At 72.3% G+C, this 23,746-nt stretch carries 26 protein-coding genes; 7 read left to right on the top strand and 19 right to left on the bottom strand.

What is annotated here, in order from left to right; translation table 11 throughout:
- Positions 1-8 precede the first annotated feature (8 nt).
- A complete protein-coding gene (locus ABJI51_RS15940) occupies positions 9-1,763 on the top strand; it encodes an ATP-binding protein (protein WP_348951527.1) in 1,755 nt (584 codons plus the stop codon).
- A 2-nt stretch (positions 1,764-1,765) separates the two neighbouring features.
- Here the strand turns inward: ABJI51_RS15940 and ABJI51_RS15945 are convergent, their stop codons facing one another.
- The 4 genes from ABJI51_RS15945 to ABJI51_RS15960 all read right to left on the bottom strand — a co-directional run bounded on the left by ABJI51_RS15945 (position 1,766) and on the right by ABJI51_RS15960 (position 5,912).
- Positions 1,766-2,308, bottom strand: a complete 543-nt coding sequence (locus ABJI51_RS15945; RefSeq protein WP_348951528.1) for a DUF4231 domain-containing protein — start codon at positions 2,306-2,308, stop codon at positions 1,766-1,768.
- A gap of 40 nt (positions 2,309-2,348) precedes the next feature.
- Positions 2,349-3,407, bottom strand: a complete 1,059-nt coding sequence (locus tag ABJI51_RS15950) for a glycosyltransferase (protein WP_348951888.1) — start codon at positions 3,405-3,407, stop codon at positions 2,349-2,351.
- Positions 3,408-3,493: 86 nt separating this feature from the next.
- Positions 3,494-4,975: a serine/threonine-protein kinase gene (locus ABJI51_RS15955; protein ID WP_348951530.1), complete on the bottom strand. Its 1,482-nt coding sequence runs from the start codon at positions 4,973-4,975 to the stop codon at positions 3,494-3,496.
- Between the two features lie 136 nt (positions 4,976-5,111).
- Positions 5,112-5,912 (bottom strand): inositol monophosphatase family protein, encoded by an 801-nt coding sequence (locus tag ABJI51_RS15960; RefSeq protein ID WP_348951531.1) that lies wholly within the window; start codon positions 5,910-5,912, stop codon positions 5,112-5,114.
- Between the two features lie 121 nt (positions 5,913-6,033).
- On the opposite strand from ABJI51_RS15960, the gene ABJI51_RS15965 reads away from it, so the two are divergent.
- Positions 6,034-6,732, top strand: a complete 699-nt coding sequence (locus tag ABJI51_RS15965; RefSeq protein ID WP_348951533.1) for a creatininase family protein — start codon at positions 6,034-6,036, stop codon at positions 6,730-6,732.
- On the opposite strand, the gene ribA is transcribed toward ABJI51_RS15965, so the two are convergent.
- From ribA to ABJI51_RS15995, 6 genes are read right to left on the bottom strand one after another with little or no spacing between them, the layout of a single operon-like run.
- On the bottom strand, positions 6,721-7,374 hold the full coding sequence (ribA, locus tag ABJI51_RS15970) for a GTP cyclohydrolase II (protein ID WP_348951535.1): 654 nt from the start codon (positions 7,372-7,374) through the stop codon (positions 6,721-6,723). The two genes, ABJI51_RS15965 and ribA, sit on opposite strands and share 12 nt — an antisense overlap.
- Positions 7,371-8,357 carry a lysylphosphatidylglycerol synthase transmembrane domain-containing protein gene (locus tag ABJI51_RS15975; RefSeq protein WP_348951536.1) on the bottom strand — a complete coding sequence of 329 codons (987 nt, stop codon included), beginning with the start codon at positions 8,355-8,357 and terminating at the stop codon, positions 7,371-7,373. The genes ribA and ABJI51_RS15975 overlap by 4 nt, the downstream gene beginning before the upstream one ends.
- Entirely contained in the window at positions 8,354-9,184 is an 831-nt protein-coding gene (locus ABJI51_RS15980) for a methyltransferase domain-containing protein (RefSeq protein WP_348951537.1), read from the bottom strand. Before ABJI51_RS15980 ends, ABJI51_RS15975 begins: the two co-directional genes overlap by 4 nt.
- Positions 9,181-10,248 (bottom strand): glycosyltransferase family 4 protein, encoded by a 1,068-nt coding sequence (locus tag ABJI51_RS15985; RefSeq protein WP_348951539.1) that lies wholly within the window; start codon positions 10,246-10,248, stop codon positions 9,181-9,183. The genes ABJI51_RS15980 and ABJI51_RS15985 overlap by 4 nt, the downstream gene beginning before the upstream one ends.
- On the bottom strand, positions 10,245-10,643 hold the full coding sequence (locus ABJI51_RS15990; protein ID WP_348951541.1) for a 6-pyruvoyl trahydropterin synthase family protein: 399 nt from the start codon (positions 10,641-10,643) through the stop codon (positions 10,245-10,247). Before ABJI51_RS15990 ends, ABJI51_RS15985 begins: the two co-directional genes overlap by 4 nt.
- Before the next feature lie 33 nt (positions 10,644-10,676).
- Positions 10,677-11,639: a zinc-dependent alcohol dehydrogenase gene (locus ABJI51_RS15995; protein ID WP_348951543.1), complete on the bottom strand. Its 963-nt coding sequence runs from the start codon at positions 11,637-11,639 to the stop codon at positions 10,677-10,679.
- A 67-nt stretch (positions 11,640-11,706) separates the two neighbouring features.
- Between ABJI51_RS15995 and ABJI51_RS16000 the strand changes: the two genes are divergently transcribed.
- Positions 11,707-12,447: a CDP-alcohol phosphatidyltransferase family protein gene (locus tag ABJI51_RS16000; RefSeq protein ID WP_348951545.1), complete on the top strand. Its 741-nt coding sequence runs from the start codon at positions 11,707-11,709 to the stop codon at positions 12,445-12,447.
- 37 nt (positions 12,448-12,484) lie between these two features.
- On the opposite strand, the gene ABJI51_RS16005 is transcribed toward ABJI51_RS16000, so the two are convergent.
- Genes ABJI51_RS16005 through ABJI51_RS16020 form a run of 4 tightly spaced genes read right to left on the bottom strand, consistent with a single transcriptional unit; the run spans position 12,485 to position 16,869 of the window.
- Positions 12,485-13,495 (bottom strand): DNA polymerase domain-containing protein, encoded by a 1,011-nt coding sequence (locus tag ABJI51_RS16005; protein ID WP_348951546.1) that lies wholly within the window; start codon positions 13,493-13,495, stop codon positions 12,485-12,487.
- A gap of 38 nt (positions 13,496-13,533) precedes the next feature.
- Positions 13,534-15,111 carry a DUF8728 domain-containing protein gene (locus ABJI51_RS16010; RefSeq protein ID WP_348951548.1) on the bottom strand — a complete coding sequence of 526 codons (1,578 nt, stop codon included), beginning with the start codon at positions 15,109-15,111 and terminating at the stop codon, positions 13,534-13,536.
- A gap of 49 nt (positions 15,112-15,160) precedes the next feature.
- The gene (locus tag ABJI51_RS16015; protein WP_348951550.1) at positions 15,161-15,952 is read right to left on the bottom strand and encodes an oxygenase MpaB family protein; all 792 of its coding nucleotides are present in this window, start codon (positions 15,950-15,952) and stop codon (positions 15,161-15,163) included.
- Positions 15,953-15,984: 32 nt separating this feature from the next.
- Complete coding sequence (locus ABJI51_RS16020; RefSeq protein ID WP_348951551.1) at positions 15,985-16,869, bottom strand: LysR family transcriptional regulator; 885 nt, start codon at positions 16,867-16,869, stop codon at positions 15,985-15,987.
- Between the two features lie 91 nt (positions 16,870-16,960).
- Here ABJI51_RS16020 and ABJI51_RS16025 point away from each other — a divergent pair, with 91 nt between their 5' ends.
- Entirely contained in the window at positions 16,961-18,253 is a 1,293-nt protein-coding gene (locus tag ABJI51_RS16025; protein ID WP_348951553.1) for an FAD-binding oxidoreductase, read from the top strand.
- An 89-nt stretch (positions 18,254-18,342) separates the two neighbouring features.
- Positions 18,343-19,506, top strand: coding sequence for an acyltransferase family protein (locus ABJI51_RS16030; protein ID WP_348951890.1), 1,164 nt, complete (start codon positions 18,343-18,345; stop codon positions 19,504-19,506).
- A 17-nt stretch (positions 19,507-19,523) separates the two neighbouring features.
- Here the strand turns inward: ABJI51_RS16030 and ABJI51_RS16035 are convergent, their stop codons facing one another.
- The gene (locus ABJI51_RS16035; protein ID WP_348951555.1) at positions 19,524-19,946 is read right to left on the bottom strand and encodes a nitroreductase family deazaflavin-dependent oxidoreductase; all 423 of its coding nucleotides are present in this window, start codon (positions 19,944-19,946) and stop codon (positions 19,524-19,526) included.
- Between the two features lie 103 nt (positions 19,947-20,049).
- Here ABJI51_RS16035 and ABJI51_RS16040 point away from each other — a divergent pair, with 103 nt between their 5' ends.
- Entirely contained in the window at positions 20,050-20,511 is a 462-nt protein-coding gene (locus tag ABJI51_RS16040; protein ID WP_348951557.1) for a MarR family winged helix-turn-helix transcriptional regulator, read from the top strand.
- A gap of 71 nt (positions 20,512-20,582) precedes the next feature.
- Here ABJI51_RS16040 and ABJI51_RS16045 read toward each other — a convergent pair whose 3' ends face one another.
- The 3 genes from ABJI51_RS16045 to ABJI51_RS16055 all read right to left on the bottom strand — a co-directional run bounded on the left by ABJI51_RS16045 (position 20,583) and on the right by ABJI51_RS16055 (position 22,448).
- Positions 20,583-20,945, bottom strand: coding sequence for a PLDc N-terminal domain-containing protein (locus ABJI51_RS16045; RefSeq protein ID WP_348951559.1), 363 nt, complete (start codon positions 20,943-20,945; stop codon positions 20,583-20,585).
- Positions 20,946-20,982: 37 nt separating this feature from the next.
- Positions 20,983-21,675 carry a hypothetical protein gene (locus ABJI51_RS16050; RefSeq protein ID WP_348951561.1) on the bottom strand — a complete coding sequence of 231 codons (693 nt, stop codon included), beginning with the start codon at positions 21,673-21,675 and terminating at the stop codon, positions 20,983-20,985.
- Between the two features lie 110 nt (positions 21,676-21,785).
- Positions 21,786-22,448 (bottom strand): GNAT family N-acetyltransferase, encoded by a 663-nt coding sequence (locus ABJI51_RS16055; protein WP_348951562.1) that lies wholly within the window; start codon positions 22,446-22,448, stop codon positions 21,786-21,788.
- Between the two features lie 52 nt (positions 22,449-22,500).
- On the opposite strand from ABJI51_RS16055, the gene ABJI51_RS16060 reads away from it, so the two are divergent.
- A complete protein-coding gene (locus tag ABJI51_RS16060) occupies positions 22,501-23,355 on the top strand; it encodes a PaaX family transcriptional regulator (protein WP_348951563.1) in 855 nt (284 codons plus the stop codon).
- On the opposite strand, the gene ABJI51_RS16065 is transcribed toward ABJI51_RS16060, so the two are convergent.
- The gene (locus tag ABJI51_RS16065) at positions 23,342-23,737 is read right to left on the bottom strand and encodes a RidA family protein (RefSeq protein ID WP_348951564.1); all 396 of its coding nucleotides are present in this window, start codon (positions 23,735-23,737) and stop codon (positions 23,342-23,344) included. The genes ABJI51_RS16060 and ABJI51_RS16065 overlap by 14 nt on opposite strands.
- Between the last annotated feature and the right edge of the window lie 9 nt (positions 23,738-23,746).

Raw genomic sequence — 23,746 nt, forward strand, 5'->3', positions numbered from 1 at the left:
GAGCAGACGTGCAGGACGAAGAGCTCAAGGAGATCGTCGAGAACCTCCGCCTCCTGGGCAGCGACGTGTCCGACGTCGAAGTCAAGAAGGCAACAGGCGGGCTGCCGCGCTCAGCTCGCGAAACGCTTGTGGCCTTCGCGAACACCCGCGGCGGCACCCTGATCCTCGGCTTGGACGAAGGTGCGGGCTTCACTGCGTCCGGCCTGGCCGACCCGGCCAAGATGTCGTCCGATCTGGCGGCCATGTGCGCGGCCGACATCGAGCCGCCGCTGCGGCCGCACATCGGTATCCACGACTTCGAAGGCACGAAGATCCTGGTCGCCGAGATCCCGGAGCTGCCACCGGACCGCAAGCCCTGCTTCAGCCGGGGCGCCGGGATGACCCAAGGCACGTTCGTCCGGGTCGGCGACGGAGACCGCCGGCTCACCAGCTACGAAGTGCAGCTTCTGCTGGCCAACCGCGGACAGCCGCGCGACGACGAAACTCCCGTTCCCGGCACCGGCCTCACCGACTTCGACCCCGGCCTGGTGACTGCGTTCCTGGCCCGGCTCCGCACGCGCCGCCCGTATGCGTTCGGCGAGCTCGACGACGTCGCCGCTCTCCGGCGAGCCAAGGCCCTGGTCACCGACGACGCCGGCGCGGACGTCGCCAGCGTGGGTGGTCTGCTCGCCCTCGGCCGTTATCCCCAGGAGCATTTCCCGCAAGTGATGCTGACCTTCGTCCATTATCCGACTCCGGAAGGCGCGAATGCGGAGACCGGCGAACGCTTCGTCGACAACGTCGTGGCCGAGGGCCCGATACCGGTGATCGTCCGCGACGCGCTTCTCACCGTCCGGAAGAACATGACGCGACGGTCGGTCGTGCGCGGGGCCGGCCGCGTGGACATCTGGCAGTACCCCGAAGCCGCCTTACGCGAAGCCATCGTGAACGCGCTCGTCCACCGGGACCTCTCGCCGGAGGCACGCGGGACGCAGGTCCAGGTCGAGATGTATCCCGACCGGCTCACCGTCCGGAACCCGGGCGGGCTGTTCGGCCCTGTCACCGAAGAACGGCTCGGCGAGGAGGGAGTTTCTTCGGCGAGGAACGCCAGCCTGCTCCGGATTCTGGAAGACGTTCCCTTGCCGGGAAGCGCCCACGCGGTCTGCGAGAACCGTGGTTCGGGAATCCGGACGATGATCAACGCCCTCCGCGCGGCACGCATGAGCCTGCCGGAGTTCAAGAACCGCGTGAGCACGTTCAGTGTCACCTTTCCCAACCACACGCTTCTCGGCGACGAAACGGTCGAATGGCTCAACTCGCTGGGCGAGCGTGGCCTGTCCGAGAGTCAGTGCATCGGGCTCGCGATCCTGCGCGAGGGTGGCCACCTCGACAACCAGACGTACCGAACCGAAACGCGGGTCGACTCCCGGGTCGCGACCCAGGAGCTGCGTGACCTGATCGCCCGTGAACTCGTGGTCCAGATCGGGAACCGGCGCTGGGCGCGCTACCGGCTGGCCCCCGCCCTGATGCCCGCTTCCGGAACCGTCGTGAACCGTGGTCCCCGGCGGGCCGACCGCCGCCGGGAAATCCTGAATGCCTTGGCAGCAGGCGAGCGTTCACGGACCGAGCTGGCGAAGATCACCGGTCTCACCGACCAGACCGTGGCGCACTGGCTTCGCATTCTCCGGAACGAGGGTCTTGTGGAAGCCACCGAAGAGAAGGTGCGGAACCCCGCGACCCGGTACCGCCGCACCGGCAAGATCGCCCTCGGTGAAGAGGGGTGACGTCAGCTGCGGATCTCCGGCTGCGGCGGCCGGTCCCGTTTCCGGAACTCGACCCACTGCCTGCTGGCGTCGGCCCACGTCGACTGGTGCTGCTCGAAGAACCCTTGGAGCCGGTCGCGGCTCAGCTCCGATGTCGGTGTTGCCACGATGTAGTAGTCCATTTCGTCGCGTAGCCGGTTCAGGCTGTAGCGGGTCTCCTCCATCAGGACCCAGCGGGACCGCCAGTTGAAGAACGTCTCCAGCCCGCCCAGCACCGTCACCACCGCGACCATCGGGAGCGCGATCGACGCGCGGGCCGGGATCTCCTGGATGCCCAGGACCACCGTCGATGCCGCGGTGAGGAGGAGGGCGGCCACGCGGACGATCGAGGCGCGGCGGCGGAAGCGGCGCTTGCGGGTGTCGGCCCAGTCCATGTCGGCCGAGACCAGGTCGCGGAAGCCGAGGAACTGGTCGCGCAGCGGGCGGTCGGCTTCGCGACCCGCGACTTCCAGGTACCCGCGTTCGGAATCGAGGTGGCGGCCGGGCGCCGGGCGTTGAGGCGGCATCGGGCCAGGTTCGTGGAATCTCAGCACTCCGGCAAGACCGTCAGACGACGATGCGGGGTTCGGCCGCCAGCCGGGACAGCACCTGGGTCAGCCGCCGGGCCGCGACGTCCCACTCCTCCAGCGCGCTCCCGCGGCCCAGTGCCGCCGTGCGCAGGGCGCGGCGCAGCTCCGCGTCCGCGTACCAGCGGTGCAGCGCATCCGCCAGCGCGAACGGGTCGTCCGGGGTGACCAGCACGCCCGGCATCTCGCCGTCGGCGTCGACGCCCAGCGCGTCGTACATCCCGCCGACCTCGGTGGCCAGCACCGGGATGCCGCGGGCCAGCGCCTGCGCGACGACCATGCCGGACGTCGCCGCGCGGGCCGGGACCACCAGCAGGTCCGCCGCGTTGTAGGCCGCGCCGAGGTCGACCGCGTCGCCCGCCAGCGTGATCCGGTTGCCGAGGCCGAGCCGCTCGATCGACCAGCGCAGCTCGCCGGCGAACGCCGGGTCCGCCTCCAGCGAGCCGACGAACACACACGACAGCGCCAGGTGGTCGACCTCGCCGAGTGCCTGGACCAGCACGTCGTGGCCGTTGCGGCGGGTGACGTCGCCGACGCACAGCAGCCGGGACACCCCGTCCGCGCCCGCCGCGAGCGGGGCCGCGTCGGTGCCCGGCCTGGCCACGTAGACGCGGCCCGGGTCCAGGTCGTGGCGGTCGATCAGCAGCCGGGCCAGCCACGCGCTGGTCGCGACGACCATGCCGGCCATCCGCAGCGTCTCGCGCTCGCAGGCGTCCAGCTCCGCGGCGTGCGCCGGGTCGAGGCCGGGCTCGTCGGCCAGCGCCTGGTGCACCAGCACCGCCAGCCGCAGCCGCCGGGTGTGCGGGACGACGATCTCGGGCACGCCCGAGGCGATCAGGCCGTCGAGCAGCACCACCGTCCGGTCCGGCAGCGCGGCGAGCGACCGCGCCAGCCTGCGTCTCGACGCCGCGTCCGGCTCCGGCCAGCTGCCGTCGATCGGCAGCTCCAGCACCGGCTGCCCGACGGCGGGCAGGTTCCGGCACATCCGCTTGTCGTAGGTGTCACTGCCCGGCGCCGCGGCCGGAAGGATGAACACCATCGGGTCAGCAGGCCTCATCGCTCAACCTCCAGCGGGATCCACGGCGGGACGGCTCATACGTCACACGCAGCGGGGCCCGTGCCGGTTCAGCTCTGGGCGTCAATCATCCAAACGCCGTTCACCTGGACCATCGTGAAGGTGTCGGTCTCGGCCTGGCCGCCGTCGTAGAGGACGCGCGCGCTGACCCGGTTGGGCCCGACCTCCTTGACGTCGGTGGCCTTCACCGACTTGAACTGCCCCCACCAGCTCGCGTACCGCTCGTACGTCTGGTTGCGCGACGCCTTGAAGTGCGGCGTGAGCAGGTTCCACGCCGCCTGCGTGTTGCCCGGGAGCAGCCCGTAGTAGGCGGCGAGGGCGTCGGCCGCGGTCTTCGTCGAGGACACCGGCGAGACCGGCGGCGTCGTGGTCGGTGGCGACGGCGGCGGTGACGTGTCGGACGGCGTCTGGGTCGGCGTCGGCGACGGCGGCGCAGCGGCGGACGCCGAGGTGGACGACGCCGGCGACGTCGACGCAGGCGGGGCCGCGGTGTCCTGCGGCGGCGGCTGCCGCACGACCAGCAGGATCGCCACGACGACCGCGATGCACAGCAGCGCCGCGCCCGCCCCGACCGCGATCAGGCCCTTGCGCGCGCCCGGCGACACCGCGGTGACCTCGCCCGCGGCGGGCACCGCGACCGTGGCTGGCACGGTCGGCACCGCGGGCGGCACGGCGTCGGGGACCGTCGGCGCGAGCACCGAGGCCCCGGGCTCCGCGTCGGGCAGCAGGGCCCGCAGCTCCAGCTCGACCTCGTCCATCGACGGCCGGTCGGCCGGGTCGGCGGCGAGCATCCGCAGCAGCAGCGGCGTCAGCCTGCCGGTCTTCTCCGGTGGCGTGATCTCGCCGCTGGACGCCTTGTAGAGCAACGCGATCGGGTTGTCGGCCGTGCCGTACGGAGACTGGCCTTCGATGGCGGCGTACAGCGTGGCGCCGAGGGAGAAGACGTCGGCCGCGAAGCTCGCGTCTTCGCCGCGGGCCACCTCGGGCGCGAGGTAGGCGGGCGTGCCGGCGATCTCGCCGGTGGCCGTCAGCTTGACGTCACCGATCGCGCGCGAGATGCCGAAGTCGGTGATCTTCGCCGTGCCGTCCTCGGCGACGAGGATGTTGGCCGGCTTCACGTCGCGGTGCACCACGCCGGCGCGGTGCGCGTCGGCCAGCGCCGAGCTGATCTGCGCGCCGACGCGGATGGCGTCGTCGACCGACGTCGGCTCCTCGCGGACCACGACGGCGAAACTCTTCGACGGCAGGTATTCCATGATCAACCACGGCCGGTCCTCCTCCTCGAGGACGGCGAACACCGTGATCGCGTGGGAATGCTGGAGCCGGGCGGCGATGCGCGCTTCCCGCATCGCGCGGTTCTTGGCCTCTTCGGTGCGATGCTCGTCGTGGTCGTGCGGCAGCAGGAGTTCCTTGATCGCCACGGTGCGGTCGAGCTTTTCGTCCTGGGCCCGCCACACCGTGCCCATCGCGCCGCCGCCGATCGGCTCGAGCAGCCGGTACCGATCGCGGATCCGGCGACTTTCCACGAGCATCCACCATTCTCCGAAGTGGCCGACGAGATCCGGTCAGCATGCCAGGCTGGGCGGCCGACCGGTACCAACGTAACCGAAATCCTTGGGCGGACAGTGCAATTGCGCGCTGTGGCTCCGCCCACGTGTACCCGGAATCTTAACGAACAACCCCGTACGCACGATCAAGTGCGTCCACGATCTCCTTGCGCAGCCCGGCACCGACGGCGATCGTCGCCTCGGAACCGACGGTGTGCTCGCTGCCGTCGCGGTCGACGACGACGCCGCCTGCCTCGCGCACGAGCAGCACGCCCGCCATGGTGTCCCACGGGTTGTTGGACAGGATCAGTGCGGCGTCGAGCTTTCCGTCCGCGACCCAGGAGAGGTCGATCGCCGCGCTGCCGAGCATCCGGATCTTCTGCGCCCGCGCGCCGAGGTCCGACAGCAGGGTCAGCCGGGCGTGGTTCTTCTCCTCGGCGAGCCTGCCGATCGCGAAGTCGCCGACGGCGATCATCGCGTCCGCCATCTCGGTCGCCGTCGACGCGCCGACGCGCTCTCCGTTCGCGTAGGCGCCTTCGCCGCGCGCGGCGGTGTACGTGACGCCGAGGTACGGCAGCGCGATCACGGCGACCGTGCTGTGCTCGCCGTCCACCAGGGCCAGGGAAATCCCGCAGAGCGGAATTCCGCGCGCGAAGTTCGCGGTTCCGTCGATCGGGTCGAGCGCCCACCAGCGCCCGCCGGTGCCGCCGCTGCGGCCGCGTTCCTCGCCGAGGATGCCGATCTCCGGCGTCTCGGCGGCGAGGAACTCCCGCAGCGCGTCCTCGACCGCCGTGTCGACGTCGGTCACCAGGTCCCGATCACCTTTGGCGGAAACGGAAAAGCTGGGACGCGACCGGACGATCTCGGTCGCCTTCGCCACGGCCTCGCGCGCGACGTCCAGGAGTGCGGCATGCTCGCTCATGCCACCAACCTAGTGAACCTTATTCTAGTTAGGCCGCCGCGCCCCGCACGCATACTTGCTGGTCACCGCGAAATCATGCGGCGGCCGACGGCTGAATAAGGTTCACTGAAGGGATGGGCGCATGACCGACTTGTTCCCGCTCGCCACCACCGCCGACGAGCAGGCGCGGGACGCGTCGGTCGCGGTGCTGCCGATCGGCAGCTTCGAGCAGCACGGCGCGCACCTGCCGCTGGTGACCGACACGGTCATCGCGGCGACGCTCGCCCGGGCCATCGCCGACGCCTACCCCGTCCTGCACCTGCCGCCGATCACCATCTCGTGCTCGCACGAGCACGCGGCGTGGGCGGGCACGGTCAGCGTCTCCGCGCGCACGCTGCACGCGGTGGTCACCGACATCGCGGCGTCGCTGGCCGCGTCCGGTGTGCCGCGGCTCGTGCTGGTCAACGGGCACGGCGGCAACTACGTACTGTCCAATGTGGTCCAGGAGGCCGGCGGCGCGATGGCGCTGTTCCCCGGTGTCGCGGACTGGCAGGCGGCGCACACGGCGGCCGGCCTGCGAACCTCGCTGGACGACGACATGCACGCGGGCGAGCTGGAGACGTCGATCCTGCTGCACGCCCACCCGCACCTGGTCCGGCCCGGCCACGAGACGGCCGACCACGTCGCCGACCGGGACCACCTGCTGACGCTGGGCCTGCGGGCGTACACCGAGTCGGGCGTGGTCGGCCGTCCGTCGCTGGCCAGTGCGGCGAAGGGCCACGTCCTGCTGGACACGCTGGTCCGGCGCTTCGACGGCGTCCTCGAGGTGCTAGGCGCCTGAGAAGGCCTGGTTCAGGTGCGGGAGCAGGTGGTCCATCCGCTCGGCCTTCGCCTGCAGGTACCGGAGGTTCTCCGGGTTCGGCGGGACCAGCAGCGGGACCTGCTCGCTGATCCGGATTCCGTAGCGGGTGAGCTGCTCGACCTTCTGCGGGTTGTTCGACAGCAGCCGCACCGAGCGCAGGCCCAGGTCGGTCAGGATGCCCGCCGCCGCGTGGTAGTCGCGGGCGTCGACCGGCAGGCCCAGCGCCACGTTCGCGTCGACGGTGTCGAGACCTTCGTCCTGCTGCAGCCGCATCGCCTCCAGCTTGGCGAGCAGGCCGATGCCGCGGCCCTCGTGGCCCTGGACGTAGACGACCACGCCCGCGCCCTCTTCGACGATCCGGTCCAGCGCAGCCGCCAGCTGGTCGCCGCATTCGCAGTGCGTCGAGCCGAAGACGTCGCCGGTGAGGCACTCGCTGTGCACGCGGACCAGGGTGCCGAGCGGGGCGACCTCGCCGTACACCAGGGCGACCTGCTCGGTGCCGGTGCGGTCGAGGTAGCCGACCGCGCGGAACGTGCCGTGCCGGGTCGGCAGCCGGGTGTCCACCACCCGCTCCACCACCCTCCGGCGCGGAAGCTCCCCTGCGACCTCGCTTGCCGTCATGACGTCCACCTCTCTACCCCGGGGGCAACACGCGGCACTTTCACGTGAAAGTGCCGGAGCGGTCGTGCGCTGCGGACGAGCAGGACGCCGGCGCCGGGCAGGCTCGCGACCAGCGTGAGCACGCCGTAGACGACGGCGGCCGTGACGCCCTGGGCGGCGCCGAGCCCGGCGGCGCCAAAGAGCAGCGCGCACACGCCCTCGCGCGGGCCGAAGCCGCCGACGTTGAGCGGGAGGCCCATCGCGAGCAGCGCGAGCACCATCAGGGGCACCAGCTGCCCGACCGGCGCCTCGATCCCGGCGACGCGGGCGGCGACGACGAACAGCGCCAGGTGCCCGGCCAGCGTCGCGGCCGACAGCAGGCCGACGCCGGGCCAGGTCTCGCGGGTCAGCAGGCCCAGCCGGACGTCGGCGAGCGAGACGGCGAAGCCGCGCCGCCACTTCGACGGGCTGTCGAGCCAGCGCCCGCCTGCGACACGGCCGACGGCCAGCGCGGCGACGGCCGCCAGCACGACGATCACCCCGGCCGCCGCCACGACCTCGCGGAACGCGGACGGCACGACCTGCGGCGACGCCAGCACGACGGCGACCGCGGACGCGATCAGCACGATCTGGCCCGCGGTGCGTTCCAGGACGACGGCACGCACGCCGCGCGGCACGTCACCGGCGTCGCGGCCGTGCTGCACCGCGCGGTGGACGTCGCCGAGGACGCCCGCGGGCAGCACGCCGTTGAGGAACAGCGCGCGGTAGTAGTCGGCGACCGCGGTGCGCAGCGGCAGCCGCAGGCCGAGCCGGGTGGCGACGAGCTGCCAGCGGCCCGCGCTGAGCAGCGTCGTCGCGAGCCCGATGCCGAGTGCGGCCAGCACGCCGGGCGCGCTGATCCGGCCGAGGCCGTCGAGGAACGCGTCGCCGCCGAGCTGCCAGACGAGCACGGCGAGGATGCCGAGCGCGCCGGCGATCCGCAGCCACGCGAGGGCCCGCTTCACGCCGCCGCCTCCAGGCTCGGCGGCAGGACCAGCAGGTCGCCGTGGTGGATCACCGCGTGCAGCTCGCCCGCCGAGGCCTGGTCGAGGCGCCGTTCGAGGTAGCCGTCGGCGGCCGGCCGCAGGTCCGGCCACTGCTCGACGGCGGCGCCGACCCAGCCGTCGAGCCACTGCCGCTGCAGCTCGACCTGGCCGGGGCCCAGCCGCCACGCGCTGTCGGCGCGGAAGACCGTGGCACCGAGCCGGGCGAACGCGGCCGCGGCGGCGTCCACCGCGTTGGGCCCGAGCAGCCGCCTGCCCCCGGTGATCCGGCGCTGGTGGGCGTTGAAGGCGGCGGTGACGTCGTCGTCGAGCGGGTCGGCGGGCGACAGCTCCACCCGGCCGGTCACCGAGAGCATCAGCAGGGCCGCGCACCCGGCTTCGACGATCGCCGTGGCCAGGTCGGTGACCTCGTCCTTGGTCAGCAGGTCGAGCAGCGCGGACGCGGTGACCAGTGACGTCCCGGCGAGGTCCGCGGCCCGCAGCGCGGTGACGTCACGCTGCTCGGCGACGACGTCGACGGGACTGCCGTCGAGCGCGGTCCGCGGCAGGTTCGTGCGGGCGTGGGTGAGCAGCTCGGTGTCGTGGTCGTGCAGGATCCACCGCTGCGCGCGGGGCAGCCGCGCGGCCAGCCAGCGGCCGAGCGAGCCGGTGCCGCAGCCGAGGTCGCGGATGACGACCTCCTCGTCCTCGGGCAGGTAGTCCCGCAGGGGTTCGAGCAGCTCGGCGGCGCGGGCCGCGGCGTCGGCGGGTTCCCGCAGGTAGAGCCACTCGGGCGCGTACGCGGTCATGCCGCCGCCTCCTGCCGCTGCACGATGTCGGCGATCCGGCGGGCGGTGTCGTCCCAGCCGGCCAGCGTCCCGCGGCGCAGCCGCGCCGACTCGCGCAGCCGCGCCCGCAGGGCGGGCTCGGTGAGCCAGCGGCGCAGCGCGGCGCCGAGCGCTTCGACGTCGTCGCCGGGCACGAGCATCCCGGGGACCGAGCCGTCCGGCGCGACGCCGACGGTGTCCGGCAGCGCGTCGACGTCGGTGGTCAGCACCGGCACGCCGCGGGCGAGTGCCTCGGTGACGACCATGCCGTACGTCTCGGCCCGCGACGGCAGGACCAGCAGGTCGGCGGTGTGGTAGGTCGCGTCGAGTGCCAGGCCGGTACGCGGCCCGGTGAGGGTGAAGCGCGCGCCGAGCCGGTGTTCGCGCAGCCGCTCGACGTACTTGGTCTCGCGGCGGATCCCGCCGACGCATTCGCAGGTCCAGCGCAGATCGGCGACGGTTTCGAGGGCCTGGGCGAGCACGCCCTGTCCCTTGCGCGGGGTCACGTTGGCGACGCAGACCAGCCGCGACATGCCGTCGGTGCCGATCGCCAGCGGCGCCGGGTCGACACCGGGCGGCACGGCGTGCACGCGGTGCGGCGCGAGGCCGTGGTGGCGGATCAGGCGGCGCGCGGCCCACTCGCTGGTCGCGACGACCGAGCCTGCCGCCCGCAGCGTCTCGCGCTCCAGCGCGTCCAGCTCGGCGGCGAGTGCGGGCGGCAGGCCCGTCTCGTCGGCCAGCGGCAGGTGCACCAGCACCGACAGCGACAGGCGCCGGGCCTGCGGGACGACGACCTCGGGGACGCCGCACGCGACCAGGCCGTCGAGCAGCACGGCCGAACCGGTGGGCAGCGCGGCCAGCAGGTGGCCGAGTACCGCGCGGGCCTCGGTGTCCGGCCGCGGCCAGGACCCGGCGACCGGGATCTCGTGGACGTCGAGACCCGCCGCGGCGAGCCGGTCGCACAGCCGCCGGTCGTAGGTGTTGCCGCCGCTGGGCATCTCGGCGTCGTCGACGTCCCCGGGCAGGACCACGTGGAGTGTGCTCACAGGGCACGCTCGTAACTCGCCCAGGCGACGTGCGACTCGTGCAGCGAAACGGTGATCCCGTCGAGGCCGCGGGCGCCTTCGCCGAGGCGGCCGGCGTGGACGGCGTCGGCGAGGCGGTCGGCGACGACCTTCGCGAGGAACTCGGTCGAGGTGTTGATCCCCTTGAACTCCGGCTCGTCGTCGAGGTTGCGGTAGTTCAGGTCGGCGAGCACCGCCTTCAGCTCTTCCGTGGCCTTGCCGATGTCGACGACGATGTTGTCCTCGTCGAGCTCGGCGCGGCGGAAGGTCGCATCCACCACGAAGGTCGCGCCGTGCAGGCGTTGCGCGGGTCCGAAGACTTCCCCGCGGAAGCTGTGGGCGACCATCACGTGGTCACGGACGGTGATGCTGAACACCAAGACCTCCGATGCGGTTTTCGGGTGGACTGGTCACTGCGGCTGATACATGACACGGAGGCAGAGGGCGGAAAGTTCATTCGCGGCCAACCGGGGTAACACCGACGGGAGATCTTCAAACATGCATTCCCCGCTGACCAGCGCTTCGAACGCCGGATCGGCCAGCAGGTCCAGCGCGACGGCGAGGCGTTGCGCGTAGCTGCGGTCGGGCCGCGCGACCGTCCCGACCTGGCTGCTGCGGATCACCAGGCGCCGCGAGTGGAAGTGCTCGCCGAGCGGGACGCCGATCCTGCGGTCGCCGTACCAGGACATCTCCACGACCTCGCCCTCCGGCGCGAGCAGCTCCAGCGCGCGGGCGAGCCCGGCCTCGCTGGCGCTGGCGTGCACGACGAGGTCGCAGTCGCCGAGGGCGTCCTCCGGAGTGGCGAAACCGACCCCGAGCGCGGCGGCGATCCCTGCCTTGCTCTCGTCGACGTCGACCAGCTGCACCCGCGTCGCCGGGAAGCCGCTGAGGACCTTCGCGACGCTGGCGCCGACCATCCCGGCGCCGATGACGGCGATCCGGTCGCCGAGCCGCGGCCGCGCGTCCCAGACGGCGTTGACCGCGGTCTCGACCGTGCCGGCGAGGATCGCGCGCCCGGCCGGGACGGCGTCCGGCACCGGCGTCACGGCGCTCGCCGGGACGACGTAGGCGGTCTGGTGCGGGTAGAGGCAGAAGACGACCCGGCCTTCGAGGTGAGCCGGGCCACGTTCGACGACGCCGACGTTGAGGTAGCCGTACTTGACCGGGCCGGGGAAGCCGCCGTCCTGGAAGGGGGCGCGCATGACGTCGTGCTGGCTGGCCGGGACGCCGCCGCGGAAGACGAGGGTTTCGGTCCCGCGGCTGACCCCGGAGCAGATCGTCCGGACGAGGACGTCGTCCGGGCCGGGCTCGGGCAGCCGCTCCTCCCGCAGTTCCCCGACACCGGGGGATTGAACCCAGAAGGCCTGTTCCACGTGTTTCTCCTCAGCGGGCGACCGGAGGCTGGTGTCGCCACCCTATGAGCAATTCGCGGAGTCGACGATGATCAAACAGGACCTTCTCCTGCGTTCGGTGGTCCCGGCGTGGGTGCTCGCCGCGGGGGCCGTGTTCCTTTCGCCGGTCGCCTGGGCGACCGGGGTCGTGTACGGGGTGGCGCTGGTGCTGCTGACGGAGTGGGGGCTGCGCCGCAGCGGCCGCCCGGCGTTCGGCCCCGCGGACTGGATCACGTTCGCCCGCGCGCTGCTGGTGGGCTGCGCGGCGGAGCTGATCGCCGAGGGCGGCTTCCCGGTGGGCTGGCTGGCCGGGCTGGCGGGCGTGGCACTGCTCCTGGACGGCCTCGACGGCCAGGTCGCCCGCCGCACGGGCACGGCCTCGGAGTTCGGCGCCCGCTTCGACATGGAGGTCGACGCGTTCCTGATCCTGCTGCTGTGCATCCAGGTGTCCCACACGCTCGGGCTGTGGGTGCTGGCGATCGGCCTGATGCGGTACGCGTTCGTGGCGGCGTCCTGGGCCCTGCCCTGGCTGACGGCCCCGCTGTACCCGAGCATGGCCCGCAAGACGGTGGCGGCGGTGCAGGGAGTCGTGCTGGTGGTGGCGGCCTCGGAGCTGCTGCCGGTCGCGGTTTCGTCGGCCCTGGTGGGAGTGGCGCTGGGATCGCTGGTGTGGTCGTTCGGCCGGGACGTCGTCTGGCTGGCCCGGCACCGGACCCCGGGCGTCGTCGTGGAGCTCACCCGGGTGTCCCTGCGACGGCCTGTGTGGCGAGGTCACAACCAGGCCGCGTGACGCCTCCGGGCCCGCGGACCGGCGGGTCCCCTTCGGGCTAGCCGGAGTTGCGGGCCTCCCGGGCCCGGCGCTTGCCCTCGTGCATCGCGGCCACCCGGGCGATCGGGATGGTGTGCCCCTCGGCCACCAGGTCCTCCGGCAGCACCACCGGCTCCGGCATCTCCTCGGTCCACGGGTCACCGCCGTCCAGCAGGCCCGGCACCGTGTGGACCGTGAAATCCCCCGGCTTGACGCCGTCGAGGTCGGCCCAGCGGACCGGGAACGACACCGGCATGCCCGGGCGGTGCCGCGGGCTGTAGACCGACACCACCGTCCCGCCGCCCGCGCGGGTCGAATCCAGGAACACCTTGCCCTCGCGGCGTTCGCGCACGAACTCCGTCGTGCCGAGCGCCGGGTCGATGCGCTCGGCGCGGGCCGCGACCGCGCGGGTGGCCGCCGCGATGTCCTCCACCGGCTGGTCGGGTGCCAGCGGCACGAACACGTGCACGCCCTTGGAGCCGCTCGTCTTGACCGCGCCGTCGAGGCCGTCGTTGCGCAACGCCTCGCGCACCAGCTTCGCCGCGCCGACCGCCAGGGAGAACGCGCCGTCCTCCGGAGGGTCGAGGTCGAGGACCAGGTGGGTCGGGCCGCTGAACGGGTCGCCGCGGAAGAGTGCCGTGTGGTACTCGATCGCGCGCTGGTTGCCGAACCACAGCAGCGTGCGCAGGTCGTTGCACAGCGCGTAGGTGACTTCGCGACGCGACCGGTCCGCCCACAACGCCCGCCGCGCCACCCACTCCGGGGTGTACTTCGGCAGGTTCTTCTGCATGAACGGCCCCTGCCCCCGCAGCACGCGCACGACGCTGAGCAGCCGGTCGTGCAGCTCCGGCAGCATCCGGCCGGACACCGCTTCGAGGTAGTCGAGCAGGTCGCGCTTGGTCGCCCCGGCACCGGGGAAGACCTCCTGGTCGAGACTGCTCAGCTTGACGCCGTGCCTGACCCAACCTTCTTCCCCGCCGCCACCCTCAACGGAGGCGCTTCGCGCCGCTGGCTCATCTTCGCCGCTCATCGGCCCACCTTCGCGTTCTCACGCGAGGTGGTCAACTCTCAAAATGGCAGCTGGGAGCGGAGCCGGTCGAGCCAGCGGTCGACGGTGTCCTCGGCCCGGTCCCGGTCGTTGACCTGGCGGGCCGCGTCCGCGCGCTGCCGGACGTGCTCGCCGATCGTCGCCGCGTACTGCGGCAGCGCGTAGACGTTCTGCCAGTAGCCCGCGCGCATCTCGACCGTCGCCACCTTCTCGTAGCCCGCGGTCGCCCTGGCGAAGTCGAAGCCGTACCGGGTGCCCGAGGGTTCCGGGCCGCCCGCGGTCACCACGATCACCGTCGGCCGGGCCCGCATGACGACCTCGGTCGGGTCGGCGCCGCGGGCGATCGCCGCGTCGTTGAGCCCGATGTAGTCGATCGAGGTCCAGCCGCTGTAGTACGGGATCGCGCCCGCGTCGGTGACCGCGAGGCTGCGCGACGGCGGCGGGACGTCGGCCTCGGCCAGCCCCTTGCCGATCGCCACGTGCGCGCGCTGCAGGTCCGGGCCGTAGTTCGCGATGACGCCGAGGTCGGGCGCGGTCGCGCCGGCGACGGCCGACCAGCCGACGGCCACCAGCCCGAGCAGCGCACCGGCGAGCCGCGGCTTCAGCGTCCCGGCGGCGATCCCGGCACCCAGGCAGAGGACGGGGATCGCGTGGTCGGCGAAGCGGTCGAGGTAGTCCATGGTCGGGCCGGACACCGCGTACGTCACGTACGTGACCGCGACGGTGACGACCAGCAGCACGCCCATCGCGCGCGTCGCCCGGCGGATCACCAGCGACAGCGTCAGCAGCAGGAGCGGCAGGAGCAGCACGGTCGTGTGCTTGGTCCACAGCCAGCCGGAGTCGAGGTGGCCGAACTTGACGTAGAACGTGTTCGGCAGCAGCTGCCCGTAGAACTGCCAGCGCCAGACGAAGTAGGCGGCGCCGGCGACCGCCGCGGCAAGCGTCCACCAGCGGGCGGCGGCCTGGCGGCGGTGGCGCCAGAACCACAGGGCGACGACCGGCAGCGCGGCCAGCACGCCCTCGGGCCGCAGCATGCCGAGCAGGAGCAGCAGCACCGGCGGTTCCCACGTCCGCACCCGCTCGCCCGCGAGCACCCGCAGCCCGAGCACGGTCACGCGCAGCAGCACGGCGGCGAACGCGGCCGTTTCCAGTCCGGCGGTGATGTGGAAGTAGGTCGGCAGGAACACGACGTACGCGCCGGCGCCGACGAGGACCCCGGTCAGCCCGGCGCGGCGGTGGCCTTCGCGGACGAGCAGGTACAGCGTCCCCAGGCCGAGGACCAGCGACGTCACCTTGGCGAACAGCGGCAGCGCCAGCCCGAGCCACGCCCCCAGCGCCGACCAGACCACCCAGGCGAAGTTCGTGAAGCCCTCGACGCGCGGGCCGTCGACGTTCCACACCGGCCCGTGGCCTGCGGCGAGGTTCGCCGAGTACCGGAAGCTGATGAACGCGTCGTCGATGGTCAGGAACCAGGCCGCCCACGCGCCCACGAGGAACACCGCGAGCAGGACAAGGGAGACGAGCAGCAGCGGGCCCCGGCGAGCGGAAGGAGCCGGTGCGGGCCTGCCGGATTCGACGTCCGCTTCGATCGCGGTCATGAAGTCCCCTCGGGTGGCGTTGCCGACCCGACACTCTAGCGGGGGCGGCTCAGACCAGCGGACGTCCGGTGCGCATCCGCCACCGCAGGTCGCTCAGGCAGAGGTTGAACGGGAACCGCCGCAGCGGGCCGGGCGTGCGCCGGGCGACCGCGCCGATCGCGCGCATGAGCGTGTCGAAGCGGCGCTGCGACCGGGACGGCCACGGCAGCCGCATCTCGTCGCGGAACCGCGGCGGCAGGAACCCCGTCGTCACGAAGCGGTTGAGCGGGCCGAGGACCGCGGAGACAGGCTTGGGCAGGAACTCCAGGTCGACGACCGAACGCAGGTAGCGCCGCACGGTGTCGTCGATGTGCACCTCGGCGACCCCGGCGGTCCAGTACTTCTCGAACGCGTCGCGATCCTCCGGCCACATTTCCGGCCGGACCTGCAACGTCGTGCCGAGCACCGCGGCTTCGCGGTAGAAGCACGAGGCGTCGGTGCCGAAGAAGGCCGCGTTGGTGTCCTCGACCCCCTTGTAGAGGCAGGCCGCGACCCACAGCTGCAGGTCCGGGTCGAAGGCGTTGTATTCGACCGGGCTCGCGCCGGTCGAATACACCTGGGCGTGCGCCTTGTTGACCGCCCGGCGGTAGGCGTCGCGTTCGGCGTCGGTGCCCAGCAGCGCGACCGCCAGGTAGGTCAGCGTGGTCCGCGTCCGCTTGACCGGGTGCCGGAAGAGGTTGCCGCTCTCCACCCGGCTCTCGACGACGCCGTACCCGACCGGCCGCCGGGCCAGCTGCATGACGACGTTGGCGCTCCCGGCCAGCAGGCCCGCGCCGACGACGGTGTCGGACAGAGAAGTCATCCTCCTGAGGAAACGCCGCTGTTGACGCAATGTCAAGAGCGGTAGTTCGCCCGGGCGAACGCGATCAGGGCCCGCGCGGCCGGGCTCAGCGGCCCCTCCGACCGCCACGCCAGCGCCAGCACGCCTCGCAGTCCCCGGCCGGTGATGGTGACGACCTGCAGTTCCGTTTCGTGGTAGCGGGCCAGCGATTCCGGCACGACAGCCACGCCGAGCCCGCGCATCGCCAGCTGCACCAGGACGTTCGGGTCGGCCGCCTCGAACGCGATCCGCGGCGTGCGTCCCACCCGGGCGAACGCCGCGTCCAGCGCCGTCCGCAGGCCCGTCCCCTTCGGCAGCGCCATCAGCGGGACTTCACCCAGTTCGGGGATGTCCACGGCCGTCCGGCCGCTCAGCGGCCCGCTGTCCGCGGTGACCGCCAGGAACGGCTCGTCGATGAGCACCTGCGTCGCGATGCCCGGCGGTGGCTCGCCGGCCAGGCCGACCACCGCGAGGTCGAGACGTCCTTCGCGCAGCGCCGCGAGCATCTCGTCGGAATTGGCCTCCGACAGCGTGATCTCGACCGCGGGGTACCGCTCGTGGAAGCCGGCGAGGAGGTCCGGCAGCCGGACCGGGCCCGCCGACGTGACGGCGCCGATCGCGACCTGGCCGCGGACCAGCCCGGCCAGCTCGTCGACGGCTTCGCGCACCCCCTGCACCGCCGCCAGCGCGGCCCGCGCGTGCGGCAGGGCGGCGGCGCCGACGTCGGTGAGCCGGACCGTCCGGCCGGAGCGGTCCAGCAGCTCCTGCCCCAGCTCCCGCTCGAGCCGCTTGATCTGCGCGCTCACGCCGGGCTGGGCGACGTGCAGCCGTTCGGCCGCGCGCGTGAAGTTGCCTTCCTCGGCGACGGCGACGAAGTACGCGAGCTGGTGCAGTTCCATAAGCATTGATTCTAGTGCTGAGCACATCTAGATCTTGGACTTCTGATCGCGGAGGCCCGAAGCTGAAGACATCGCACGAAAGGAGCCGAAGATGAACATCCTCCGCCCTGGTCAGGACGGGTACGCCGAAGCCGTCGCCGGGTTCCAGACCGCGGTGCCGAGCGCGCCCGCGGCCGTCGTCGTCGCCGAGAGCGCCGAGGACGTCGCCGCCGCCGTCCGCCACGCCGCCGAGCACGGCCTCACGGTGTCGGTCCAGGCCACCGGGCACGGCCTGACCGCGGGCACCGACGGGCTGCTGATCAGCACCCGGCGGCTGACCGGCGTCGAGATCGACCCGGCCGCTCGCACCGCCCGCGTCGAAGCCGGGGTCCGCTGGGAGGCGGTGCTCGAAGCCGCCGGGAAGCACGGGCTGGCGCCGCTCAGCGGCTCGTCGCCGGACGTCGGCGTCGTCGGCTACACCCTGGCCGGCGGCTTCGGGCTGCTGGGCCGCCGCTACGGCCGCGCCGCCGACCACGTCCGCGCCATCGACGTCGTGACCGCCGACGGGCGGCTGCAGCGGGCCGAGCCGGGTTCGGACCTGTTCTGGGCCCTGCGCGGCGGCCGGGACAGCTTCGGCGTCGTCACGGCGATCGAGTTCGACCTGGTCCCGGTCGACCGCCTCTACGGCGGCAGCCTGACCTTCGACACGGACGGCGTGCCCGCGGCGCTGCGGGCCTGGCGCACGTGGTCGGCGGCCGCGCCGGACACGCTGACGACGTCGATCGCCCTGATCCGGTACCCGGATCTGCCGATGGTGCCGGAGCACCTGCGCGGGCGGCACATCGCGCAGGTCCGGATCGCCTACCTCGGCGAGGACGGCGACGAGCTGGTCGCGCCGCTGCGGGCCGCCGCGCCCGTCCTGGCGGACACGCTGCGGCCGATGCCGTTCACCGAGTCCGGGTCCATCGCGGCCGAGCCGCGGCACCCGCACGGCTACCACGGCACGAACGCGACCGTCTCGCAGCTGAACGACGCCATGCTCGACGCGATCCTCGAGCACGCCGGCCCGGGTGTGGCCACGCCGCCGGTGCTGATCGTCGACCGGCTCGGCGGCGCACTCGCCCGGCCGCCGCGGACGCCAGGCGTGGGCTGGGACCGCTCGGCCGAGTTCGTCGTCCGTGCTCTGTCCGTGGTCGGCGACGGCGGTGCCGACGCGGTCCGGACCCGGCACGCGAAGCTGTTCGACGCGCTGGCGCCGTGGACCACGGGCAGGCTGCTGCCGTTCGTGTACGGCGAACACTCGCCGTCGGAGGTGGCGGAGAGCGTCTTTCCCGCCGCCGACCTGCGGCGACTGCGTGACCTGAAGCGCCGGTACGACGCACACGGCGTGTTCCGGGCGGGGTGATCTCCCGGCGACCGGACAAAGAGGAGGTTCGGGGGCACACCTATACTCCCCCGGAAGATCACACCGATGGGGGAACCGCCGTGCGCACGATGAGTCATGAGGACTACCTCGGCCAGAGGCGGTTCCCCGGCCTCGACGGCCTGCGTGCGCTGGCCGCGACCATGGTCATCTTCTTCCACTTCGGCGGTCCGAACTGGACGTGGCTGTCGGGCTGGGTGGGCGTCTACATCTTCTTCGTGCTGTCCGGGTTCCTGATCACCACGCTGCTGCTGCGCGAGCAGGACCGCACCAGCCGGATTTCGCTGTCCAACTTCTACATCCGGCGGGTCTTCCGGATCCTGCCGCCGTACCTGGTGATCCTCGGCGGGATCGTCGCGTTCGTGCTGCTGCGCGGCGAGTTCTTCGCCCGCGACTTCCCCAACGCGCTGCGGTTCTACCTGACGTTCCTCAACGAGTTCCTGCCGTCGTACACCAACGGCACGGACAACTTCTTCAGCGGCTCGTGGACGCTGGGCATCGAGGAGAAGTTCTACCTGGTCTGGCCGTTCCTGCTGGTCTTCCTCGGGATCGGCGCGGCGAAGCGCAAGTTCCTGCTGGTCGGCGCGGCCATGGTCGTGCTGCTGGCGCTGGTGCCGGTGACCACCGGCGGCTGGCTGCTGAACGGCGCGAACGTGCCGATCTACCGCTCGACCGTGCACTACTTCATCCTGGCGTCGGGCTGCCTGCTCGCCATCCTGATGCACTACGGGCGGGGGTACGCCCTGCTCAAGCCGCTGACGCACCCGCTGGCGGCGATCCCGGTCGTGGCGGGGTTCCTGGTGTTCCACACGAACCTGGACTCCCTGTGGCACGCCACGCGGATGAACCTCTGGCTGCTGGTGGCGTACGCGGCCGCGACGATGCTGCTGCTGGTCGTGCTGGTCAGCCCGGGCCCGCTGCGCTGGCTGCTGGGCACGGCGCCGATGCGGTTCGTCGGCGAGCGGTCGTACTCGCTGTACCTGCTGCAGGGGCCGGTGCACTTCGTCGTCATCCAGGCGGTGCCCGGGCTGGCCCGCAACCACACGACCAGCGCCGTGGTGGTCTTCCTGGTCGGCCTGGCGATCGCGGACCTGATCCACCGCTGGGTGGAGAAGCCGCTGATCGACGTGGGCAAGAGCCTGATCGCCCGCAAGGAGGCCCGCCGCGCGGAGCGGGCCGCGGCCCGGCAGCCTGCCGGACCGCGCGTCGAGCCCGAGCCCGCTCCCGTTTCCTAGCCGAGCGCTGCGCGAAATCAGCGTTCGAGGACGACGATCGGGATGACCCGCTCGGTCAGCTTCTCGTACTCGGCGAAGCCCTCGGCGTGCTCGACCATGCCAGCGTAGAGGCGGTCGCGCTCGGCGCGGTCGGCGATCACGGTGGCCGTGGCCTCGAACTTCTCGGTGCCGACCTCGACGGTGACCTTCGGGTTGGCGACGAGGTTGTGGTACCACGCCGGGTTCTTCGGCGCGCCGCCCATCGACGCGGCGATGACGTAGCGGTCGCCGTCGCGGGTGTAGACCAGCGGGGAGAGGCGCTCCTCGCCGCTCTTCGCGCCGATCGTGGTGAGCAGCAGCACGTTCTTGCCGTCGAACATGCCGCCGACCTTGCCCCCGTTGGCCCGGAACTCCTCGACGACCTGCTGGTTGAAGGCGTTCATGTCGGCTGGTGCAGTCATCTGATCCTCTGTTCTGGCCGGTAGGCTCGAATCCGTGCCCGAGGTACGCTCGGGGAGCGGAAGCGTTTGCTTTGCAAACAAAGCTACCGACGGGAGGTGAGTGGTGTCAACGGAAGCGGGCCCGAGTGTCGAGGACGGCGTGCGGCAGCTCCTGCTGCTGATGCCGCGCCTGGTCGGCCGGGCCAAGCGCACGCCGGTGCCGGAGGAGCTGGACGGCTGCGCGCTGGCGCCGCGGCACCTCTCCCTGCTGTCGTACCTGCTGTTCGACGGCCCGATGACGGTCACCGAGCTGGCCACCCGCCTCCAGGTGGCCCCGACGACGGCGAGCCTGATGGTCGGCGACCTCAGCCGCCAGGGCGTGCTCAACCGCGCCGAGGACCCGGCCGACCGCCGCCGCACGATCGTCAGCATCGCCCAGGACAAGCGCCCGGCGGTCGACGCCTGGCTCGCCCGCGGCGCCAAGGCCTGGACCGACGCCCTGACCCCGCTGAGCCCGGCCGAACGCCGCCTGGTGATCACCACCCTGGAAGCCTACGAACGCGGAACCTGCGACGGCCCCTGCTGACCCGCGTGATGCCCCTCCAACCACGCGCGATGCCTCTCCGATCACGAGTGATGCCCGGCTGAGCACGGCAGTCAGTCTTCTTCGGCCCGCTTCTCACGGGCCAGCTTCCGCTGGGCTTCGGCGCGTTCCCGGCACTTGCGGAGGAACTCCTCGTCGTCTTCCGGGCTGGTCGCCGCGAACCGGCCGGGCCGGTCGTATTCCGGGTACGCCGGCGCGTTGCGCTCGTACGGGCCGCGGGCCCGCGTCACCTGCTGCGGACGGCCCGCGACCAGCCAGACGATCGAACCCACCAGCGGCACCACCAGGACGACGAGCAGCCACAGTCCCTTCGGCAGGTTGCGGCAGGACGACTCGTCGGTCGTGATCACGTCGACCAGGCAGAAAATCCACAGCCCGAGCGTGACGATGCCCAGCAGCCCATCGAAATACAGCATTTCCCGGCCCCTCCCCAGACGACGAACCCGGTCATTCTTAGCAGAGCCCGGCGGCACTTCCGCGGCGGGTCACCCAAAGCTCCGAGGGCATCCGGAGATTCGGCGACGACACCCACGTCGTTTCCGTTTCTGTCAGGCGAAAACCGCGTAACGCCTGCAGAACACCGGTGGCGAGCGCCTCCGCGTGCCGCGCACCCGGGCACGCGCGCGGTCCGGCGCCGAACGGCGTCCCGGCCAGGGACACCGTGACGTCCTCTCCGTCGATCCGTCGGCGCGTGTACAACACCGGCTGGGACGCCGGATTTCCTGTCAGCAAAGCGGAAAGCTCGTTCCCGACGAGTCCCGCGGTGGCGTCGCGGGCCTGGACGAGCAGGCCGATCCGGGCGGCGGCGAGTTCGTCCGTCGCGCCGCAGGCGGCGAGCAGGCGCGTCAACGCGGCTTCGGCGGCCGCGTCCGGCGTGACATGTGGATGGTAGGCGGCCGCGACCAGCGCCACGTCGGCCGAAACGTCCGGCAGGCCCAGCGCCGCGGCAAGTACCCCGACCGGGACCGGCCGCGCGATTTCGGCCATGACGTCGAAGACGTCGAGCGTCGACACAATGCGGGAGGTTTGCAAGAAAGCGCTTTCCTGCAACGCTTCCACTGCGATTCCCGCAAGAAGCTCCACCGCCAGCCCGCGACGCCGGTGGTGGTCGGAACCGTTGCTGAAGCGGGCGACGGACGCGCGCAACCACGCGACCGTGCCAGGCGGAACGTCGAGCGGAACGGGCGGGACGGGCGCAGCAAGCGAAGTCATGCGGCGAAGGTAGCGACGCGAAACGTCGGTGACGGCCGAAGCGTCTACAGCAGCGAAGCCGGGAACCACGTCGCCTGCGGGCCGCCGCAGCGGGTGGCGCGCGGGACGTCGTGGCGGAACCACCACGCGTCGGTGACGCGGCCGTCGGGCAGCCGGTACGTCGGCGGCCCGGCCACCCGCGCGAGCCCCGCGGCCTCCAGCGACCGCGCGCTCGCGATGTTCCCCACCTCGGCGCCTGCCCGCACGGACGGCAGGCCCAGGTGCTCGTGCGCCAGGGTCAGCCCGGCCGCGAAGAGCACCCGCCCGTGGCCGCGGCCGCGGTAGTCCGGCGCGAGGTAGCCGCCGGTCTCGGGGCCGCCGTCCTCCCCGGTGTGCACGCTGACCAGGCCGACGCACCGGTTGGCCTCGACGTCGATCATGACGAGGTCGATCGACTGCGGATCGGGCGACGCCCAGTCCGGCCCGGTCCCGGGCACGACCCGCAGCGCGTCAGCCCGCGCCGGCTCGGCGACGACGGAGTCGCGCTGCCACCCGAGCCACCGCTGCGCTCCGGGATCGCTCCCACAGGCCACGGCGGCGGCGTACTCCCACGCGGTCGGCGTCCGGAACAGGAAGCGCCCGCTGCGCACGACATGGCCCTGCCGGTCGCAGGTCCGCTTGGTCATCAGGCGCCCGCGCCGGGTGAGCCGGTCGAAGAGTGGCAGCATCGCGGCGAAATCGTAGCGGAGCGATCGGCACCCGAGTTGCTATCGTGGCGCGATGACGGCCGTACCCGAGGCAACCGAACTGGACGGCTCCGGCCGCGCCGCCCAGCCTCGTCAGCTCATCGTGACGGTTTACGGTCTCTACTCGCGGATCGAAGGCGGGTGGCTGTCCGTTGCCTCGCTGATCGACCTGCTCGACGCCGTCGGTGTCGACGAGCCGGCCGTGCGCTCCTCCATCTCGCGGCTCAAGCGGCGCGGCATCCTCGAAGCCGTGCGTCGCGACGGCACTGCCGGGTACGAGCTGTCCGACGAGGCGCGCGAGATCCTGCGGGAAGGCGACGAGCGGATCTTCCGCCGCGAGCGGGCCACCCCGGCCGACGGCTGGCTGCTCGCCGTGTTCTCCGTGCCCGAGACCGAACGGCACAAGCGGCACCTGCTGCGGACCCAGCTCGCCCGGATGGGGTTCGGCACCGCCGCCTCCGGGGTCTGGATCGCGCCGGCGCACCTGCACGCCGCGGCCGAGGAGGCACTGACGCGGCTCGGGCTGGCCGGGTACGCCGACCTCTTCCGCGCCGACCACCTCGCGTTCGGCGACGTCGCCGCGAAGGTCCGCGACTGGTGGGACCTCGACCGGCTCGACGAGCTCTACACGACGTTCCTCGACGAGCACGGCCCGGCCCTGCGCCGCTGGCAGCGCCGCAGGCCGACACCGGACGCCGAGGCCTTCGCCGACTACGTCCGCGTGCTGACCGGCTGGCGGCGGATGCCCTACCTCGACCCCGGCCTACCCGCGGAGTTCCTGCCGCCGGACTGGTCGGGAATCCGCGCGGCGGACCTGTTCTTCGAGCTGCACGCCCAGCTCGAAACGCCCGCGCGCGCGTACGTCGAGAAAGCGATCAATCTCGGCTGAGGACCGCGAAGCCCTGGACCTCGACCAGCGCTTCGGCATCCCACAGCCGCGCCACGCCGATGCCCGCCATCGCCGGGTACTCCGTTCCCGCCAGCCGCCGCCAGACCGCGCCGATCTCGCGCGCGTGGGCGCGGTAGTCGTCCATGTCGACGATGTAGATCGTCACGCTGCACAGGTCCTCCGGAGACCCGCCGGCCGCGCGCAGCGACGCCAGCAGGTTGCCCAGCGCACGTTCGAACTGCTCGACGACGCCGTCGCCGACGATCCGGTTCGACGCGTCCAGCGCCGTCTGCCCGGCGAGGAAGACGACCCGGCCCTCGGCCACCACCGCGTGCGAGAAGCCGGACGGCTTGCCCAGCTCCGGCGGGTTGATGCGTTCCATGGGCCACAC

It is taken from the genome of Amycolatopsis melonis (genome assembly GCF_040064235.1).
Lineage (GTDB): Bacteria > Actinomycetota > Actinomycetes > Mycobacteriales > Pseudonocardiaceae > Amycolatopsis > Amycolatopsis melonis.

Coding starts and splice junctions, on each gene's coding strand:
- ABJI51_RS15945 (WP_348951528.1), bottom strand. CDS start 2,308: ATGCCGCCTCAACGCCCGGCGCCCGGCCGCCACCTCGATTCCGAACGC.
- ABJI51_RS15950 (WP_348951888.1), bottom strand. CDS start 3,407: ATGGTGTTCATCCTTCCGGCCGCGGCGCCGGGCAGTGACACCTACGAC.
- ABJI51_RS15955 (WP_348951530.1), bottom strand. CDS start 4,975: ATGCTCGTGGAAAGTCGCCGGATCCGCGATCGGTACCGGCTGCTCGAG.
- ABJI51_RS15960 (WP_348951531.1), bottom strand. CDS start 5,912: ATGAGCGAGCATGCCGCACTCCTGGACGTCGCGCGCGAGGCCGTGGCG.
- ABJI51_RS15965 (WP_348951533.1), top strand. CDS start 6,034: ATGACCGACTTGTTCCCGCTCGCCACCACCGCCGACGAGCAGGCGCGG.
- ribA (WP_348951535.1), bottom strand. CDS start 7,374: ATGACGGCAAGCGAGGTCGCAGGGGAGCTTCCGCGCCGGAGGGTGGTG.
- ABJI51_RS15980 (WP_348951537.1), bottom strand. CDS start 9,184: ATGACCGCGTACGCGCCCGAGTGGCTCTACCTGCGGGAACCCGCCGAC.
- ABJI51_RS16000 (WP_348951545.1), top strand. CDS start 11,707: ATGATCAAACAGGACCTTCTCCTGCGTTCGGTGGTCCCGGCGTGGGTG.
- ABJI51_RS16005 (WP_348951546.1), bottom strand. CDS start 13,495: ATGAGCGGCGAAGATGAGCCAGCGGCGCGAAGCGCCTCCGTTGAGGGT.
- ABJI51_RS16010 (WP_348951548.1), bottom strand. CDS start 15,111: ATGACCGCGATCGAAGCGGACGTCGAATCCGGCAGGCCCGCACCGGCT.
- ABJI51_RS16015 (WP_348951550.1), bottom strand. CDS start 15,952: ATGACTTCTCTGTCCGACACCGTCGTCGGCGCGGGCCTGCTGGCCGGG.
- ABJI51_RS16020 (WP_348951551.1), bottom strand. CDS start 16,869: ATGGAACTGCACCAGCTCGCGTACTTCGTCGCCGTCGCCGAGGAAGGC.
- ABJI51_RS16025 (WP_348951553.1), top strand. CDS start 16,961: ATGAACATCCTCCGCCCTGGTCAGGACGGGTACGCCGAAGCCGTCGCC.
- ABJI51_RS16030 (WP_348951890.1), top strand. CDS start 18,343: ATGAGTCATGAGGACTACCTCGGCCAGAGGCGGTTCCCCGGCCTCGAC.
- ABJI51_RS16035 (WP_348951555.1), bottom strand. CDS start 19,946: ATGACTGCACCAGCCGACATGAACGCCTTCAACCAGCAGGTCGTCGAG.
- ABJI51_RS16045 (WP_348951559.1), bottom strand. CDS start 20,945: ATGCTGTATTTCGATGGGCTGCTGGGCATCGTCACGCTCGGGCTGTGG.
- ABJI51_RS16055 (WP_348951562.1), bottom strand. CDS start 22,448: ATGCTGCCACTCTTCGACCGGCTCACCCGGCGCGGGCGCCTGATGACC.
- ABJI51_RS16060 (WP_348951563.1), top strand. CDS start 22,501: ATGACGGCCGTACCCGAGGCAACCGAACTGGACGGCTCCGGCCGCGCC.
- ABJI51_RS16065 (WP_348951564.1), bottom strand. CDS start 23,737: ATGGAACGCATCAACCCGCCGGAGCTGGGCAAGCCGTCCGGCTTCTCG.